This window comes from Haloarcula amylolytica JCM 13557 (assembly GCF_000336615.1).
In the GTDB taxonomy this organism is placed as follows: Archaea; Halobacteriota; Halobacteria; order Halobacteriales; family Haloarculaceae; genus Haloarcula; species Haloarcula amylolytica.
Genome location: NZ_AOLW01000006.1, coordinates 197,514 through 212,624, shown reverse-complemented (window position 1 = coordinate 212,624; position 15,111 = coordinate 197,514). Strand labels below are relative to the sequence as shown.

Here is a 15,111-nt window from a genome sequence, read left to right as displayed (position 1 = left end):
CGCTGTCGTTAGTCATCGGCACCACCTCCCGCGGTCGCGGTGGCCTGTCTGTCGCTCTGTCCCCTTGCGAGCCGCCGACCGATGATACGGAAGAACTCCGGCATCGCGACGAACAGGATGATGAGCCCGCGCAGGACACCGACCAACTGTGGCGGCACGTTAGTCGCGAACGCCACCACGTTCGACCCGGATTTGAGGACGCCGAAGAGGAACGCGGCGAAGACGGCCCCGATGGGGTTGTTGCCGGCGAGGATAGAGACGGTGATCCCGTCGAAGCCGTAGCTCGGGATGCCAGTCTGGAACTTCCCGAGGGTCATCATCACGAACACGGCCCCACCGATGCCGCCGAGCGCACCGGACAGCGTCAGCGAGGTCAGGATGGTCCGGGCGGAGTCGACACCGCCGTACTCCGCGGCCGCGGGCTGGATGCCGGCGGTCCGCAGGTCGTAGCCGAAGGCCGTGTGTTCGAGCAGGTAGTAGACGCCGCCGACGAACACGAGCGCAATCAGGAGCGCGAGCAAGGAGAAGTCCGTCCGCGGGTCGAACAGTATCGAGGGGAACTGCCCCTCGACGGGCAGTGTTCGGGTCTGTGTCGCCTGGCTCGTCGGGTCGGCGAAGTGGTTCCGGACGAGATACAGCGAGACCCGGACAGCGACGAAGTTGAGCATGATAGTGGTAATTACCTCGTTCGCGTCGGCGTAAGCTTTCAACGCGCCGGGTATCGCACCGTAGAGGCCGCCACCGATTGCGCCGGCGAGCAGCCCGAGCGGGATGAACAGAACGAGCGCGATCGTTCCGGAGACCAGTGAACCGGCCCACAGCACCGTCAGTGCGGCCGCCAGCGCGCCGATGATGAGCTGGCCCTGCGTCCCGATGTTGAAGATGCCCGCACGGAAGGCTAAGGCCACCGAGAGTCCGGTGAACACCAGAATCGTCGTCTCCCGGAGTGTCGCCGCGAACTGCGCGTTCAGCGGCGACCAGCCGCCCGTGAAGGGGTCACCCAGTGCGCCGAGGAACAGGCGGTTGAACACGTAGAACGGGTCGTAGCACAGCGTCGTGGAACCGAAGGTAAGGACCGGCGACCGGCACGTCGCCATCAGTCCCGCAGCGGTGACGATAATCGTCCCGACGACGAGAGAGAGCAACAGCGCCGAGACGGCGATGAGAATCCGCTCGCCGACGGAGGTCTGGCCCAGCCTGATGAGTCGCTGCCGGTACTGTGACCATCGGTCGTCCGAGGCCGGTGCCGGCGGGTCGTCGCCGTTCCGCGACGGGCCGTCGTCGCTCATTGGTGACCCTCCCCGTTCGCCGCAATGGTCGGGACGGCGTCAGGTTGCTGCCCGGCCATCAGCAGTCCGAGCTGTTCCTCGGTCACGCGCTCGGGGTCGACGATGTCGACGATCTCGCCCTCGTAGACGACGGCGAGACGGTCCGAGAGCGACTGGACCTCGTCGAGGTTCGAGGAGATGAGCAACACGGCCCGTCCTGCTTCGCGGAGCGCGTTGATCTGATCGTGGATGAACTCCATCGACCCTACGTCCACGCCACGGGTGGGGTGGGAGGCGACGACGAGACGCGGGTCCCGGGCGAACTCCCGGCCGACGACGAACTTCTGCTGGTTCCCGCCGGAGAGGGACTTGGCGTGGGCGTTGGCATCCGGCGGCCGAACGTCGTACTCTTCGATTATCTCCTCCGCGTGGTCGCGCGTGTGGTTCCAGTCGATGCGCCCCTTCGAGGTGTAGTCGGCCGCGTGCTGGCTCCCCAGCAGGCCGTTCTCGACGAGGTCGAAGTCCATCACCAGTCCCCGCTCCTGTCGGTCTTCCGGGATGTAGGCCAGCCCGGCCTCGATGCGCTCCCGACGGCTGTCGGTGGTCCGGTCGACGTCGTCGTACGTTATCGTCCCCTCGTCAGGCATCTGGAGCCCGGTGATCGCTTCGACCAGTTCCGACTGGCCGTTCCCGTCGACGCCAGCGATACCGAGTACCTCGCCGGCCCGGACCTCGAGCGAAATCCCGTCGACCGCGCGGACGCCCCGGTCGTCCTCCACGACGAGGTCATCGACGTCGAGGATAGACCGGCCCGGCTCGGCGGGCTCCCGGTCGAGATCCAGCAGCACCTCCCGGCCGACCATCATCTCGGCCAGTTCCTCCCGAGTAATATCGTCGGCGGGCACCGTCCCGACGTTTTTCCCCTCGCGCAGGACGGTGATTTCGTCGGCAGCCTCCATCGCCTCGCCGAGCTTGTGCGTGATGAAGATAATCGTCTTGCCCTGGTCGGTCAGCTCTTCGAGCACGCGAAAGAGGTCCTCGACTTCCTGTGGCGTGAGTACTGCCGTCGGTTCGTCCAGAATCAGGACGTCTGCGCCGCGGTAGAGCGCTTTGAGGATCTCGACGCGCTGCTGGACGCCGACGCCGACGTCTTCGATGCGGGCGTCGGGGTCCACGTCGAACCCGTATCGCTCGGACAGTTCACGTACCTGTTCTCGGGACTGTTCACTGTCAACCGTGAGTCCAAGCCACTTGCGGGGCTCGTTCCCAAGCGTGATGTTTTCGGTGACGGTCATCGGATCGACCAGCATGAAGTGCTGGTGGATCATACCGACACCCTCGTCGATGGCGTCGCGCGGCGAGTCGAACTGCTGTGTCTCGCCGTGCACGTTGACCGTCCCCTCGGTGGGCTGGTAGAGCCCGTAGAGGACGTTCATCAGGGTGGTTTTTCCCGCACCGTTCTCGCCGAGCAGTGCGTGAACCGTCCCCTTCTCAACCGCCAGATCAACGTCGTCATTCGCGACTACCCCCGGAAACCGCTTTGTAATACCATCGAGGTGGACGGCCTGTTCCATACTCTGAGCCGTTACCTTCCCGTTGTTTTAACTTCACGGTTCCACATGTCTGGCAAAAATATGCGGCAACTGCGTGTGTGGCCGCGGTGACTGGGACGGGTTGTTGTATATTATTTTCGGATAATTCCGACCGCGGGGCGGAACAGATCGACAAATCGCTTTAACAATCCGTCTCAGGCATTGTCGGGGTCAGTCGGCACGCTGATGTCGCCGTCGATGATGCTCTGGCGGACCTCGGACACCTCGTCTTTGACGCCCTGTGGGATCTCCGAGCCGATCTGCTGGCCGTACACCGCTTCGACACCGTTCTGTTCGAGACCGAGCGTGTTCACGGCACCGCCCTCGAAGTTGTCGTTGACGACCGATTCGACCGACGTGTACACCGCGTTGTCGACGCGTTTGACCATACTCGCGAGGATGACGTCGCTGAAGTCCTCTTTCGTGACCGACTGGTCGCGGTCGACGCCGACTGCGAAGCGCCCCGCCTCCTGGGCCGCACGGAACACGCCGGTCCCGGTGTTACCGGCCGCGTGGTAGACGATGTCGGCACCGGATTCGTACATCGAGAGGGCCGCCTCCTGTCCGCCGGAAGGGTCGTTGAAATCGCCGACGTAGGCTGACTGCACCTCGACGTCCTCCTCCGCGTGCTTGACGCCGGCTTTGTAGCCGGCCTCGAAGCGACCGATGAGGTCACCCTCGACGCCGCCGACGAAGCCGACGCTCGCGGAGTCACCCTGCGTGGCACCGGCTCCAGCCGAGAAGTCCTGACTGGTCAGCTTAGCGGCCATCAGTCCGATGAGGAACGAGCCCTGATGCTCACCGAACACGTACGAGCCGACGTTGTCCGCCTCGACGACGGAGTCGACGATCATGAAGTCCTGCTCGGGGTACTGTTCGGCGGTCTCCGTGAGGGCGTCCGCCTGCAGGAAGCCGATACAGCAGACGAGGTCGTAGTCCGGGTTCGAGGACTGCGCGTACTGCTGCTGGAGGCTGCCGAAGTCCTGTGCCGCTTCCGGCTGAGACTCGTCGTATTCGATACTCAGCTCGTCTGCCGCCCGGATAGCGCCGGTCTGAGCCTGGTCGTTGAACGACCCGTCACCGAGCCCGCCCGTCGCGTACACCATTCCGACACGAGCGGCCGGGCCGCTGTCGCCGCCGTCCCCGCCATCGCTGTCGGTGTCCCCGCCGTCGCCTCCGCCGCCGTCCCCGCCATCGCCACCGAGGCATCCGGCTAACCCGATTGCAGTTGCGGTACCAACACTACTGATGAACGTGCGTCTCCGCTGTGACATGTCCCACCAGCGGTGTCGATAGGCGTTAAAGACTTCGGTGTCGCACATTAGCCACATCGGCGACAAATCATGGCAAGGCGGGCCGATCAGCTGTCGATACCGACGCCGCGGACATTTTATGTACTGGGTGTGAACGGCTGGCAATGACAGTCTGGTCGCGTTCACACAGCAGCAACTGGCAGGCCCTGACGGGCCCCAGCACGCGGTGACTACCGTCGTCTTCGGGGCGCTGGTCGCCCTCGCGACGCTCACCGGGCTGGTGACGGCCTGGACACTCGGTGCGAACAGCAACTCGCCGCCCTTCGCCCCGGCTATCGGCGCGAACGCCATTTCGACGATGCGTGCCGCCTTCATGATCGGCATCCTCGCCGCGCTGGGCGCACTGACCCAGGGCGGGAGTATCTCCGAGACAGTCGGAGCCGGCCTCATCGACGGTGTCGCCATCACATCGCTCGCGGCCATTGCCGGCCTGTTGACCGCGACGGGGTTCATGGCGTTCGGGATCTACTCGGGCTACCCCGTTCCGGCGGCGTTCGCAACGACGGGCGCGATGGTCGGCGTCGGGCTCTCGCTGGGCGGCCAGCCGGTCTTCGACACCTACCGCCGCATCGTCACGTTCTGGCTGCTCGTCCCGCCAGTGTCGGGGAGCCTGGCCTATCTCACCGCGACCGTGTTGCGCCGGGACGACATCCCCGAGACGGTCGGAGTCCCGTTACTCGCCGGCGTCGTCGGCGGTATCGTCGCCAACGTCCAGTTGAGCATCATCCCGTCGCCGGCCGGCACCGACCAGGGCTCGCTGGCCGGCTTCGCCGCGATGGTCACCGGAACGGATATCGCCGCCGTCGCCGCGACGCTGCTGGTTGCCGCCGGGAGCTTCTACTACATCCGCCTGCAGACCCAGGCCTCCGTCGACAAGGGTATCAAGACCTTTCTCGTCGTTCTCGGCAGCGTCGTCGCCTTCTCCAGTGGCGGGAGTCAGGTCGGCCTCGCGACCGGACCACTGGAGAACCTCTACCGCGCCGAACTCGGCCTGCCCGGATTTGTGTTGCTGGCGCTCGGTGCCGTGGGTATCCTCGGCGGCGCGTGGATGGGCGCGCCCCGCCTGCTACAGGCGACCTCCCGCGAGTACGCACAGCTGGGCGTCCGGCGCTCAATCGCCGCACTGGTTCCCGGGTTCATCATCGCACAGGCCGCCATCGCGCTGGGCATCCCCATCTCGTTCAATAACATCATCTCCGGGGTCATCGGCGGCGGCCTGGCCGGTGGCTCCGCTGGTGTCTCGCGCCGGAAGATCGGCGTGACTGTCGGGTTCTGGCTCATCACGCTCGTCACCAGCGTCGCGCTCGGCTTCGGCGTGTATCAGGTGCTGGAAGCGGCCCTCGGCAGCCAGGCCTGAGACGGTCCCGCGTACTGTCTCCGGGTCGACGGCTACCGGACGACCGTCACCGTCACCGGCGCTTCGCTGACGACCGCCGTCGCAACGGTCCCGAGCAACCGCCGGGCGATCTCGTTTCGCGTCCCGCCGTGACCACCCATCACCACCTGGTCCACGTCGACCGCCTCGACATAGTCCAGGATCGTTTCGGCTGGATTACCGGTCTCGACGGCCGTCTCGACCTGTTGACCGGCCTCGCTGGCCTGCTGTGACGCCCGGTCGACGAGAGTCGCGGCCCGCTCGTCGGCCGCCGCCCGGCGATCCGCGCCCGGTTCGAGCATCCCACCTTCACTCATTCCCGTATCGAGCGGCGCGACGACGTTCAGGACCGTAATCCGACAGTCGAACGTCTCCAGCGCGTACGTCAGCGCCTCGTCAGCCAGCGGTGAGCCGTCCAGCGGGACGAGGACGTGCGTCGGTGCCATATGTTCTCTCTGGCAGGAAGCTACAAGTAGCCACGGGCAAGCCGGCGCTTGCCAGATGTGTGTCAAGCCCGTCCCACATGAGTTCGAACCAGTGGAAGACTCGCTTCGCTGTGTGCGACTGGTAGGTTTCGAATCAGTAATTACGATTTCGCGGCTCGCCAGTTTGCTCGCCGCAGAAATAGTCCATCCTGGATTCGAACCGGAGGAAGACTCGCTTCGCTCGTCTTCCAGGGCTCGAATCCACTAATCACGACGCTGTCGCTCACGGGTTGTTCGCGACAAGAGTAGTCCATCCTGGATTCGAACCGGAGCCAGACGTGCTCGCTTCGCTGCGCGCGACTGGCGGGGTTCGAATCAGTAATTACGATTTCGCGGCTCGCGAGTTTGCTCGCCGCAGAAATAGTCCATCCTGGATTCGAACCAGGGTCGAAGCCCCCAGAAGGCTTCAGGATTGGCCTCTACCCCAATGGACTGATTGCAATATTCAGTATCCGGCTGCCGTATTTCAGTGTTGCGGAGTCAGGCGGCTATGTCACTCCTCGCCATCCACCTGCCCGGCTGTTGTCGGTCGAACCCCAGTCGGGACCTCATGATGTTCTTTTCTATGGCAGTTAGCACAGAGAATGTCACACTTATCCATCTCAACGCGGAGCTTCGACTTCGAGAAGCCGTATGTAATCATCTTGGAGATAGTCATCTCTTTGTCTGAATCGTTGCGATGGTGAAAATCGAGACACGCTGGGTCGGCTTCTCCGCAACGACAACAGCCGCCACTATCTCGTTTGTACTCATACACCCATGCCCGGTGTTTTGCCCGCCGGTTCAGGGTTCGTTGTTGATTCCGGTCAGCGTTTTTGTAGTGCCATCGCTGGTCCTGAGAAAGGTCAGCCCACGAAGAACCATCAGGGAGCGAAACGTCGGCAGGTTTCGTACCGAGTCGAGAACCGCGAGAATGATTGGTCTCTAATCCAGCAGCCTTCTTCGCACCGTTCCAGCTTTCCATCACCCGCTGAATCGTGCCAGATGCCGGCGTCACACCAAGTTCCTCGTACTGCGCTTTCGTCGGCGACTCGCCTAGTTCCACAGCGGCGCTGCGGAGGGCTCGAACACAGTCCTCTTCGCTTGTCACGATATCAGTTTGACATAGAAGTATATTTCAAGTTACCTTTCTGGGCGGTCACAAAATGGTCTAAGCGAACGGCTACTGCGACACCACGAACGAACATCGACAGCGCTTTTTCGGGGTGCCGTGCACACTCGCGTATGTACGTCGGACGATTCGTCGTCGTCAGTCCCGAGGTCGGCGCGTACCGCGTCTCCTCGCGCTCGTTCCCCAACCGCCAGACAGTACAGCGCGACGGCACGGTGACCGTCGAGCCGACGCCGGACGCCCCGGAGACGGACAACCCATACATCTCCTACAACGGCGTCCGCGTCACCGAGCGCGGCGCGGTCGTCGGCAACGGTTCCCACGTCGACCCAATCGCGGAGAAGCTCGAACTCGGCTATCCGGCACGGGACGCTATCGCGGAGCCGCTCCTCTCGCTCGACTTCGAGAAGGACGACTACGACACGCCACGGGTCGCCGGCATCGTCGGCGTCGACGGGGCGGACCCGACGACCAACGCCGACGGGCCGGGAGCGGTCATCGGGACCGTCCGCCGAGACGCGCTGCTGGTCGAGGAGGTCACCGAGCCGACGCTGGTGGCGACCTACGAGGAGAACAGCCCGACGGCGTTCGACCTGGCTGCGACCGAGGCCGGCGAGGTGGCCCGCGAGGTGTACGACCACGAGTACGAGCACGCCGTCTGTTCGGCCGGCGTCGCGGGGTCAGCGGGCGAGTTCGACGTGGCAGTGTACAACGGGGAGTGAGCGGATGGCCGCACAGCGGGCACAGATACTGAGTCAGGACCGACACTCAAGACCCCACAGGGGGTAGACACTAGCAATGAAACTCGGCATACTCTCTGATATCCACGGCAATCGGGTGGCGCTAGCGGCGGTGCTTGCGGACATGCCGCCGGTCGACAGGCTGGTCTGTGCGGGCGACGTGGTCGGCTACAACCCCTGGCACGCCGACTGTGTCGACGCGATGCGGGGGCACACCGATGGGCTCCCAGCGGACGTTCCCTGGCCGACCGAAGAAGTCCCGACGGTGATGGGCAACCACGACAGAGCGGTCGCCGCCGAGACGCCGTTCGCGTTCAACGGGATGGCACAGGCCGGCGTCGAACACGCCACGGAGCAGTTATCCGACGAGCAGATCGAGTGGCTGGCGGCGCTGCCCGACGAGCGCCGCGTCTGTGACGACCGGGTAAAACTCGTCCACGGCCACCCTGACGACCCGGACCACTACACCTACCCCGAGGAGTTCGGCCCGGACCTGCTGGGCGACGAGGACGTACTCGTGATGGGGCACACACACCATCAACACCACGAGGTGTACGAGGACGGCATCGTGATGAACCCCGGCAGCGTGGGCCAGCCCCGCGACAAGGACCACCGGGCGGCCTACGCCGTGCTCGACCTCGCGGACCTGACTGTCGAGGAGCACCGCGTGGCCTACGACACGAGCGAGGTCATCGACGCGGTTACCGACGCTGACCTGCCGCGGCAAATCGGCTTCCGGTTGACGCAGGGCCGGTAGCCACAGGGAGTGTACGTCGCCTGTTGCCGGCAGCCTGCAGAAACTGCAGCGGGAGGAGGGAATTTATGTCCGTGACCGCTACCGTGTGGTGTGGAGTCCCCATTCGAGGTCCTCGGAATTCTGCCGGACGCGGACGACGGGGAGATCGTCGATGCGTACCGCGAGCGGGTGAAGGAAGCCCACCCGGACCAGGGCGGCTCGACAGAGGAGTTCCAGGCGGTCAAAGACGCCTACGAGCGACTGCAGAACGGCTACGAGCCCGGGGACCCGCTGCCGGACGAGTCACCGACGGCCGAACCCGGGTCCGAGACCGAGCAAGCCCCGCCGGAACCGGACGACCCGCTGGTGGAGTTTCTCAACTTCGAGGTGCTGGAGGACCACGGCTGGGCGCTCGAAGACGATGACCTGTTCGAGAAAGCCGCCGACGCGAACCTGCGGTCGTCTGATTTCGGGCGGTTCTACGTCGATCCGAACGACACGCTGCTGGAAGCGGCCGAGAAGAACGGTTTCGCGTGGCCCTTTGCCTGTCGCGGCGGCGCGTGTACGAACTGTGCCGTCGCGGTCGTCGAGGGCGAGATGCCGTCGCCGGCGAGCCACATTCTCCCGCCGGACCTCACCGAGAAGGGGATTCGGCTCTCGTGTATCGCCGCACCGGTGTCTGACGACGCGAGGATCGTCTACAACCTGAAACACCTTCCCGAAGTCAGCGAACTCCTGCTGCCCGCGAGTCGGTTCGAGCAGGCCTCCTCGACCGATTAAAAAGAACCCAGCGGTCAGAACACGTCCTGTACGAGCGAGAGGGCCTGTTCGCGGTCCTCCCACGGAACGAACACCGAGACCGACGTCGCGGACGTGATCACGTCGTAGAGGTGGATGTGAGCGTCGGCCAGCGGTGCGACGACCTGATGGGCGAGCGCCGACTGGCTCGGATCGCCGCCGGTGACACGGATGACGGCGATATCGTCCTCGACGGTGACCGACGAGAGCGTCTCGTCGTCGACGATACGGGCGTGCAGCAGTGCTTCGGCTTCCTCGGCGTCGTCTTCGTCGACGTAGAACGTCAGCGAGTCCATTCCCGAGGAGTTGGCCTCGATATTTATCTCCTCGTCGGCGATAGCGCTGGCCAGGTCCGCGAGGATGCCCGGACTGTTCCGGATAGCGCGGCCGGCGACGGTCACGCAGGCGATGGGCTGTTCCTGCAGGTCGATGAGGTTCTGGAACTCGCCCTCGATGGACGTGCCACCGGCGAGCAGGTCGCCGTGCTGGTAGTGGACGACGCGAACACCGAGATCGTCGCTCTTGTACGATAGCGCCGACGGCGCGACCACCTCGGCCCCGCGGAACGACAGCGAACGGAGTTCGTCGACGGAGATTTTGCCGACGTTCCGCGCGCCTTCGACGACGCGCGGGTCCCCGGTCATGACACCCTCGACGTCGGTGACGATGACGACTTCGTCGGCGTCCATGTAGTCGCCCATCATCACGGCGCTCGTGTCGGAGCCGCCACGGCCAAGCGTCGTCACGTTGCCCTGATAGTCTTGTGCCAGGAAGCCGGTGATGACCGGGACGACGTCCTTGAGCTGGCCGGCCAGCGCGTGGGCGCGCTTCTGTGTCTCCTCGACGTCGACCTCGCCGTACTCGTCGGTGATGATCGGCCAGTCCTCGCTGCCGGGTTCGAGGAAGACGGCCTCGATGCCGCGGGCGGCGAGTGCCCCTTTGAGCATCCGGACGGAGGTCCGTTCGCCCATCGAGACGATTTCGGCGCGGTCCGCGGAGTCGGCGTCGTAGTTAATCTCGTCGAGCAGTTCGTCGGTCGTGTTGCCCATCGCCGAGGCGACGACCGCGACCTCGTGGCCCTGCTGGACGGCCGCAGCAATCGAGTCAGCGGCCCGGTTGATGCGGTCGCCGCTGCCGAGGCTCGTCCCACCGAACTTGGCGACTACGCGCATGCTACCACCGTGTCCATGTGTACGTGAGTCATTGCCCTCGCGTTATCCGTCGCTCGGGATAACTGTGTCCATCTGTTTCCACACCGCACTGTCGGCAGGACCCGACAGAGTCCGTCGCGTGACGACCTATTGCTACGGAAGCGAACGCGACCCGAAGCGTCCGACACACCGTTTATTTGCGTGGGGTTCCCACACATATGCATGGATATCCGCGACGCTATCGAGGACGACGCCGAGCGACTGGCTGCCCTCGCCGACGGGCCGCCGGACGTGATGCAGAACCTCGTTCACGACCGCACCGTCCGCGTGGCCGAGGAGGACGACGACATCGTGGGGTTCGTGAGCTTCGACGCCGAGCGTGGGACCGTCCACGTAACGCAGCTGGCCGGGTCGAGCGACGCCTGCGAAGTACTCCTGACCGACCCTATCGAGTTCGCGCGCCGGGAACACATGTCCGTGGAGCTACTGCTGCCGGAAGACGAGTCAGAAGTCCGGGCCGCCGTCGAGGCGGTCGGGTTCACCTCCACCGGAAACGGCCCCCGGTTCGACGGACAGGAGACGACGCGCTACCGGTTAGAGCCGGAGCGAGCGGAGCACTGACCGGCGTCACTGGACCGAGAGCCGCCACCCGAGCGTCGCACACAGCCCGAACCCGAAGGCGTTGAGCGAGCCGTGGAGCGCGACCATCGTCGAAATCGTCAGACCCAGCGAGTGGCCGGTGAACGTCGACACCCCGTAGCCGAGCGCGAGCGCCATCGAAATCGGGAGCGCCACGGCCGCGATGCCAAGCAAGACCCCTTGCGGTCGAGGGCAGGTGAGGGCGACGCGACGCAGGACCACGACGCCGAAGGCCGCGACGGCGACGGTGAAGAGACTCACTGCGACGACCTCCACCAGCGGCGAGAAGGCGATGCCGACCGCGATGAGCGCCGGGCCGACGAGGATGACACCCGCAACGGTGCGGAATCCCCGCGAGCGGTCACCGAGGTGTCGTCCGGTCAGTCCCGCCGCAACCGGGAGGACGAACCCGGCGTAGTGGAAGTGGACCGCCGTCAGTCGAATAATAACGCGGTCGAACCAGAACGTCAAGTCGAGATGTGCGAGCAGGAGTGCGACCGCACCGACTGAGACGTAGGCGAAGCCGGCGTCGATAGCAGTCTCCGGGAGCGTCAGGTCGCCTCGAACCCGCGTCCGTGCAAGCGCGGCGAGTCCGAGGAGACCGGTGACGGCCAGCCACGGTGTTGCGAGCCCGGCGGCCAGGGGGGACGGGGACGGGACGAGTAGCGATACCGCAAACAGGAGTGCGCCGACCGGCTGAAGCCAGATGGCTGTGGTCGTGAACCGGTTCGCAGGCCCCTGAAACGCCCCAGTCGCCGCCGTTCGGAGCGCGAGCGGGACCAGCACGAGTGGCGCGAGTGCGAGCGCCCGTTCGATGGCGGTCAGTTCGCCAGCGACAGTCAGCGCCAGCCAGGCCACCGCCCCGAGCGCCGCGCTCAGGTCCGCCACGGCAATGCTCCCGATTGTCGGCTGGGCGACGCTGCCGGGCGCTGGCTGCCGGGACCCGCCGGCGCGGTCGCTCATCGCGGCGGGAGCCGGTCGAGCCCGCGGACGATTCGAAGGTCGTCGGGCGTCCCGTCACCGCTGGTCTGCTCCTGTGTGAACGTCCCGCGGTAGCCGAGCATGTGGCCCACGAGGTCGTTCTCGACGGTCGCGGTGACGTGGTACCGCTCGTCGGTCTCGTCGTAGCGGTCGCGCACCTCGACATCGGCGGCCAGCGGCCCCGGCAGAGGAACGTACCGATTACCCAGCCGAGCCCACTGCCGGCCGCCGGCCACCACGAGCGCACCGTCCTCGACCCGCGGGTGGAGTTCACTGGCGATTCGCCCGTGGGTCCCCAGGAAGTCGAGCAGCCGCCCGGCCTCGGCGTCCCACACGGTCAGCGAGTCGAACAGGCGGGTGGTGTCGCCGAAGTCGAACGCGCGGCGGGTCGTCATGGCCTCGTGACCGCCATCGGTCGTGTAGGCCACCGTCGTCACCGAAAACGGCACGTCCTCGCCGGCTTCGGGAAACAGCATATTCTGCGTCGTCATCGCGTACAGCGCGGGCAGCACCAGCGTTCCGCGGGTGATGTCCATCTCGCCGCGGCCGACACAGACGGTCCCGTCGTCGGGGCCGAGACTGTAGCGGTCGCGGACCTTCGGATGGAGGTCGGCCGCGGCCTCGCCCAGCGCCCGTTCGTAGACGCCCGTCACAGCACCACCCGAGCCGGTGGCGTCGCCAGTACAAGCGGCGTCTCGACGGCAGTGGTCCGGTACGGCGCTCCCGTCGCACCACGGGTCCGTTCGTCCATCGGCTCGCTATTTCCGTGGCAGATAGATATTTCTACTGGGTAGGTGGCAGGAAAATATCGAACGGAGCGCCGTGCAGTCAGTTTTCCGCCGGAGGCATCAGTACAGCCGCGGAGCGGTTTGCGACCGCGCTCGCCGGCGTTACTTCTTCGAGAGGAACTTTCGGTAGAGGTACGCGACGCCGAGGCCGCCGGCGACCAGCGCCGGGACCAGCGGCGCGTTGGCGGCCTTCGACGCCTGTCGGCGAACCGTCTGGGCGACCGACGACGGTTCTTCGATGAGGTCCAGCACGGCTTCGGTGCTGTTTTCGACCGGCTCCGGCTCGTTCCCGGCCTCGGCGGCCGCCTCGGGGTCTTTGAGCAGGTGGCCCGTGGTCAGGCAGACGACCGACTCGTCGCTACCGACCTCGCCCTCGCGCCGGAGTTTCCGGAGGCCGGCGACGGAGGCCGCGGAAGCCGGCTCGACGCCGACGCCTTCCCCGGCGATATCGCGCTGCGCTTCGGTGATCTCTTCGTCGGAGACGGCGACGGCGGTGCCGCCGGTCTCCCGGATGCCCGGCAGCGCCTTCGGCGCGTTGACCGGATTGCCGATGCGGATGGCGGTCGCGCGGGTCTCGACGTCCTCCCAGCGGCGGGTGTCCTCGTACCCTTCCTCGATGGCCTCGACCATCGGGGCGGCCCCCTCGGCCTGGACGCCGGTGAGTTTGGGTACCTGGTCCTCGGTGATTGCGCCGGCTTTGACGAGTTCGCGGAAGCACTTGTACAGCGCCGCGGTGTTGCCGGCGTTGCCGACCGGCAGGACGATGCGGTCCGGATACTCGCCGTGGTCGGCGTAGAACTCCTCCATGATCTCCAGCCCGATGGTCTTCTGACCCTCAAGACGGAAGGGATTCAGCGAATTGAGGAGATAGGCCTCACCGCGCTGTGCGAGGTCCTGCACGATGTCGAGACACTGGTCGAAGTTGCCGTCGACTTCGAGGATGCGCGCGCGGTGGAGGCTCGCCTGTGCGATCTTGCCGGCCGCGACCTTCCCGGCGGGCAGGAGGACGAGCGTCTCCATCCCGCCGCGAGCGCCGTAGGCCGCAAGCGCCGCGGAGGTGTTGCCCGTCGAGGCACAGGCCAGTCGGTCGACGCCGACCTCCTGGGCGACCCGGACACCGACGGTCATGCCGCGGTCCTTGAACGAGCCGGTGGGGTTCATCCCCTCGTGTTTCACGCGGAGCGCGTCGACGCCGATGTCGTCTTTCAGGCGCGGCATCTCGTGCAGCGGCGTGTCACCCTCGGGGAGCGTGACACCCTCTTCGAAGGGCAGGGCGGCGTTGTACCGCCAGACCCCCGACCCCTCGAACTCGTCGAAGGTCGGCAGGTCGTCGTAGCGGACCTCGAGCAGACCGTCACAGTCGTCGCAGGTGTAGCGAATCGCGTCGAAGGGAGCGAACGTCTCACCACACTCGATACAGGCCAGCCAGACGCCGTCGTCGGCAACCGGCGGCACGTCGTCGGTGAGTTGCAGGTCAGCCATTGTCGGGACCATGCTCCCAGTGGGCAAAAGTCGGACGGTTGTCGGCCATACCACCGGCACTCACGGCACGGAGGCTGTCACTCGCTGGGGCTGGCGTCGAACTCGTCGATGCGGTGGTGGACCGCGGCAGTCCACTCGTCGAGGGTCTCGTGCATCAGTTCACGGGCCTCCGACAGCGGTGTCGCGGCGTACTGGTAGACGTGGCCGCCGCCGTCGAGCAACCGTCGTTTCCGCGTCGCGAGCCCCTTCTCCCGGAGCGTCGACAGCGACCGGTTAACGTTCGAGCGGTCCCGACCGAGTTCGTCAGCGAGTTCCTCGACGGTGCTTGCAGGAGTCTCAAGCAATGTCTGGTACGTCCGTACTTCGTGTTCCTGAACGCCGAAAACACAGGCCATCACGTCCGAGAGGTTCGGTTCGTCGTCGACCATCAGCTCGTGGAACTGGTCCGGAGAGGGGTTGACAGACATACCCCTCTGTATTATTCCAACCCGGATAAACTGGGTCGTTACCTCAACCTCACCGCGACGGAATCGTCGCTGTCCGCTTCCATCCGGTTCCGAGCTGTCGGCAGCGGCTCGGGAAACAGACCCCTGTGAACAGTTGTCGAATATATAGGGATAGTTACTGTTTCAGCTAGAGGGACCAGCTAGCA

General features: G+C 65.5%; 14 protein-coding genes and 1 pseudogene. 5 read left to right on the top strand and 10 right to left on the bottom strand.

Annotated features, from left to right (window positions below):
• Nucleotides 1–8: 8 nt before the first annotated feature.
• The 3 genes from C442_RS01365 to C442_RS01355 all read right to left on the bottom strand — a co-directional run bounded on the left by C442_RS01365 (nt 9) and on the right by C442_RS01355 (nt 4,182).
• The gene (locus C442_RS01365; RefSeq protein WP_008307229.1) at nt 9–1,289 is read right to left on the bottom strand and encodes an ABC transporter permease; all 1,281 of its coding nucleotides are present in this window, start codon (nt 1,287–1,289) and stop codon (nt 9–11) included.
• A complete protein-coding gene (locus C442_RS01360; RefSeq protein WP_008307228.1) occupies nt 1,286–2,842 on the bottom strand; it encodes an ABC transporter ATP-binding protein in 1,557 nt (518 codons plus the stop codon). Before C442_RS01360 ends, C442_RS01365 begins: the two co-directional genes overlap by 4 nt.
• A 173-nt stretch (nt 2,843–3,015) precedes the next feature.
• Nucleotides 3,016–4,182: a BMP family lipoprotein gene (locus tag C442_RS01355; RefSeq protein ID WP_008307227.1), complete on the bottom strand. Its 1,167-nt coding sequence runs from the start codon at nt 4,180–4,182 to the stop codon at nt 3,016–3,018.
• Between the two features lie 157 nt (nt 4,183–4,339).
• On the opposite strand from C442_RS01355, the gene C442_RS01350 reads away from it, so the two are divergent.
• The gene (locus tag C442_RS01350) at nt 4,340–5,530 is read left to right on the top strand and encodes an inorganic phosphate transporter (RefSeq protein ID WP_008307226.1); all 1,191 of its coding nucleotides are present in this window, start codon (nt 4,340–4,342) and stop codon (nt 5,528–5,530) included.
• Between the two features lie 32 nt (nt 5,531–5,562).
• Here the strand turns inward: C442_RS01350 and C442_RS01345 are convergent, their stop codons facing one another.
• Together C442_RS01345 and C442_RS22805 are read right to left on the bottom strand one after the other, a co-directional pair.
• Nucleotides 5,563–5,994 (bottom strand): universal stress protein, encoded by a 432-nt coding sequence (locus C442_RS01345; RefSeq protein ID WP_008307225.1) that lies wholly within the window; start codon nt 5,992–5,994, stop codon nt 5,563–5,565.
• A gap of 973 nt (nt 5,995–6,967) precedes the next feature.
• A pseudogene (locus C442_RS22805) lies at nt 6,968–7,123 on the bottom strand (homing endonuclease associated repeat-containing protein); the annotation flags it as partial.
• 134 nt (nt 7,124–7,257) lie between these two features.
• On the opposite strand from C442_RS22805, the gene C442_RS01330 reads away from it, so the two are divergent.
• The 3 genes from C442_RS01330 to fer all read left to right on the top strand — a co-directional run bounded on the left by C442_RS01330 (nt 7,258) and on the right by fer (nt 9,400).
• A complete protein-coding gene (locus C442_RS01330) occupies nt 7,258–7,866 on the top strand; it encodes an IMP cyclohydrolase (RefSeq protein ID WP_008307224.1) in 609 nt (202 codons plus the stop codon).
• 76 nt (nt 7,867–7,942) lie between these two features.
• Entirely contained in the window at nt 7,943–8,641 is a 699-nt protein-coding gene (locus C442_RS01325; protein WP_008307223.1) for a metallophosphoesterase family protein, read from the top strand.
• A gap of 90 nt (nt 8,642–8,731) precedes the next feature.
• On the top strand, nt 8,732–9,400 hold the full coding sequence (gene fer, locus C442_RS01320) for a ferredoxin Fer (protein WP_008307222.1): 669 nt from the start codon (nt 8,732–8,734) through the stop codon (nt 9,398–9,400).
• 14 nt (nt 9,401–9,414) lie between these two features.
• Here the strand turns inward: fer and C442_RS01315 are convergent, their stop codons facing one another.
• On the bottom strand, nt 9,415–10,590 hold the full coding sequence (locus C442_RS01315; RefSeq protein WP_008307221.1) for an aspartate kinase: 1,176 nt from the start codon (nt 10,588–10,590) through the stop codon (nt 9,415–9,417).
• A gap of 201 nt (nt 10,591–10,791) precedes the next feature.
• Here C442_RS01315 and C442_RS01310 point away from each other — a divergent pair, with 201 nt between their 5' ends.
• On the top strand, nt 10,792–11,190 hold the full coding sequence (locus tag C442_RS01310) for a GNAT family N-acetyltransferase (protein WP_008307220.1): 399 nt from the start codon (nt 10,792–10,794) through the stop codon (nt 11,188–11,190).
• Between the two features lie 6 nt (nt 11,191–11,196).
• Here the strand turns inward: C442_RS01310 and C442_RS01305 are convergent, their stop codons facing one another.
• From C442_RS01305 to C442_RS01290, 4 genes are all read right to left on the bottom strand, one after another.
• A complete protein-coding gene (locus C442_RS01305) occupies nt 11,197–12,171 on the bottom strand; it encodes a YndJ family protein (RefSeq protein ID WP_008307219.1) in 975 nt (324 codons plus the stop codon).
• Entirely contained in the window at nt 12,168–12,842 is a 675-nt protein-coding gene (locus C442_RS01300; RefSeq protein WP_008307218.1) for a DUF4166 domain-containing protein, read from the bottom strand. The genes C442_RS01305 and C442_RS01300 overlap by 4 nt, the downstream gene beginning before the upstream one ends.
• 237 nt (nt 12,843–13,079) lie before the next feature.
• Nucleotides 13,080–14,471, bottom strand: coding sequence for a threonine synthase (gene thrC, locus C442_RS01295; RefSeq protein WP_008307217.1), 1,392 nt, complete (start codon nt 14,469–14,471; stop codon nt 13,080–13,082).
• A 65-nt stretch (nt 14,472–14,536) separates the two neighbouring features.
• On the bottom strand, nt 14,537–14,926 hold the full coding sequence (locus C442_RS01290) for a helix-turn-helix domain-containing protein (protein WP_008307216.1): 390 nt from the start codon (nt 14,924–14,926) through the stop codon (nt 14,537–14,539).
• Between the last annotated feature and the right edge of the window lie 185 nt (nt 14,927–15,111).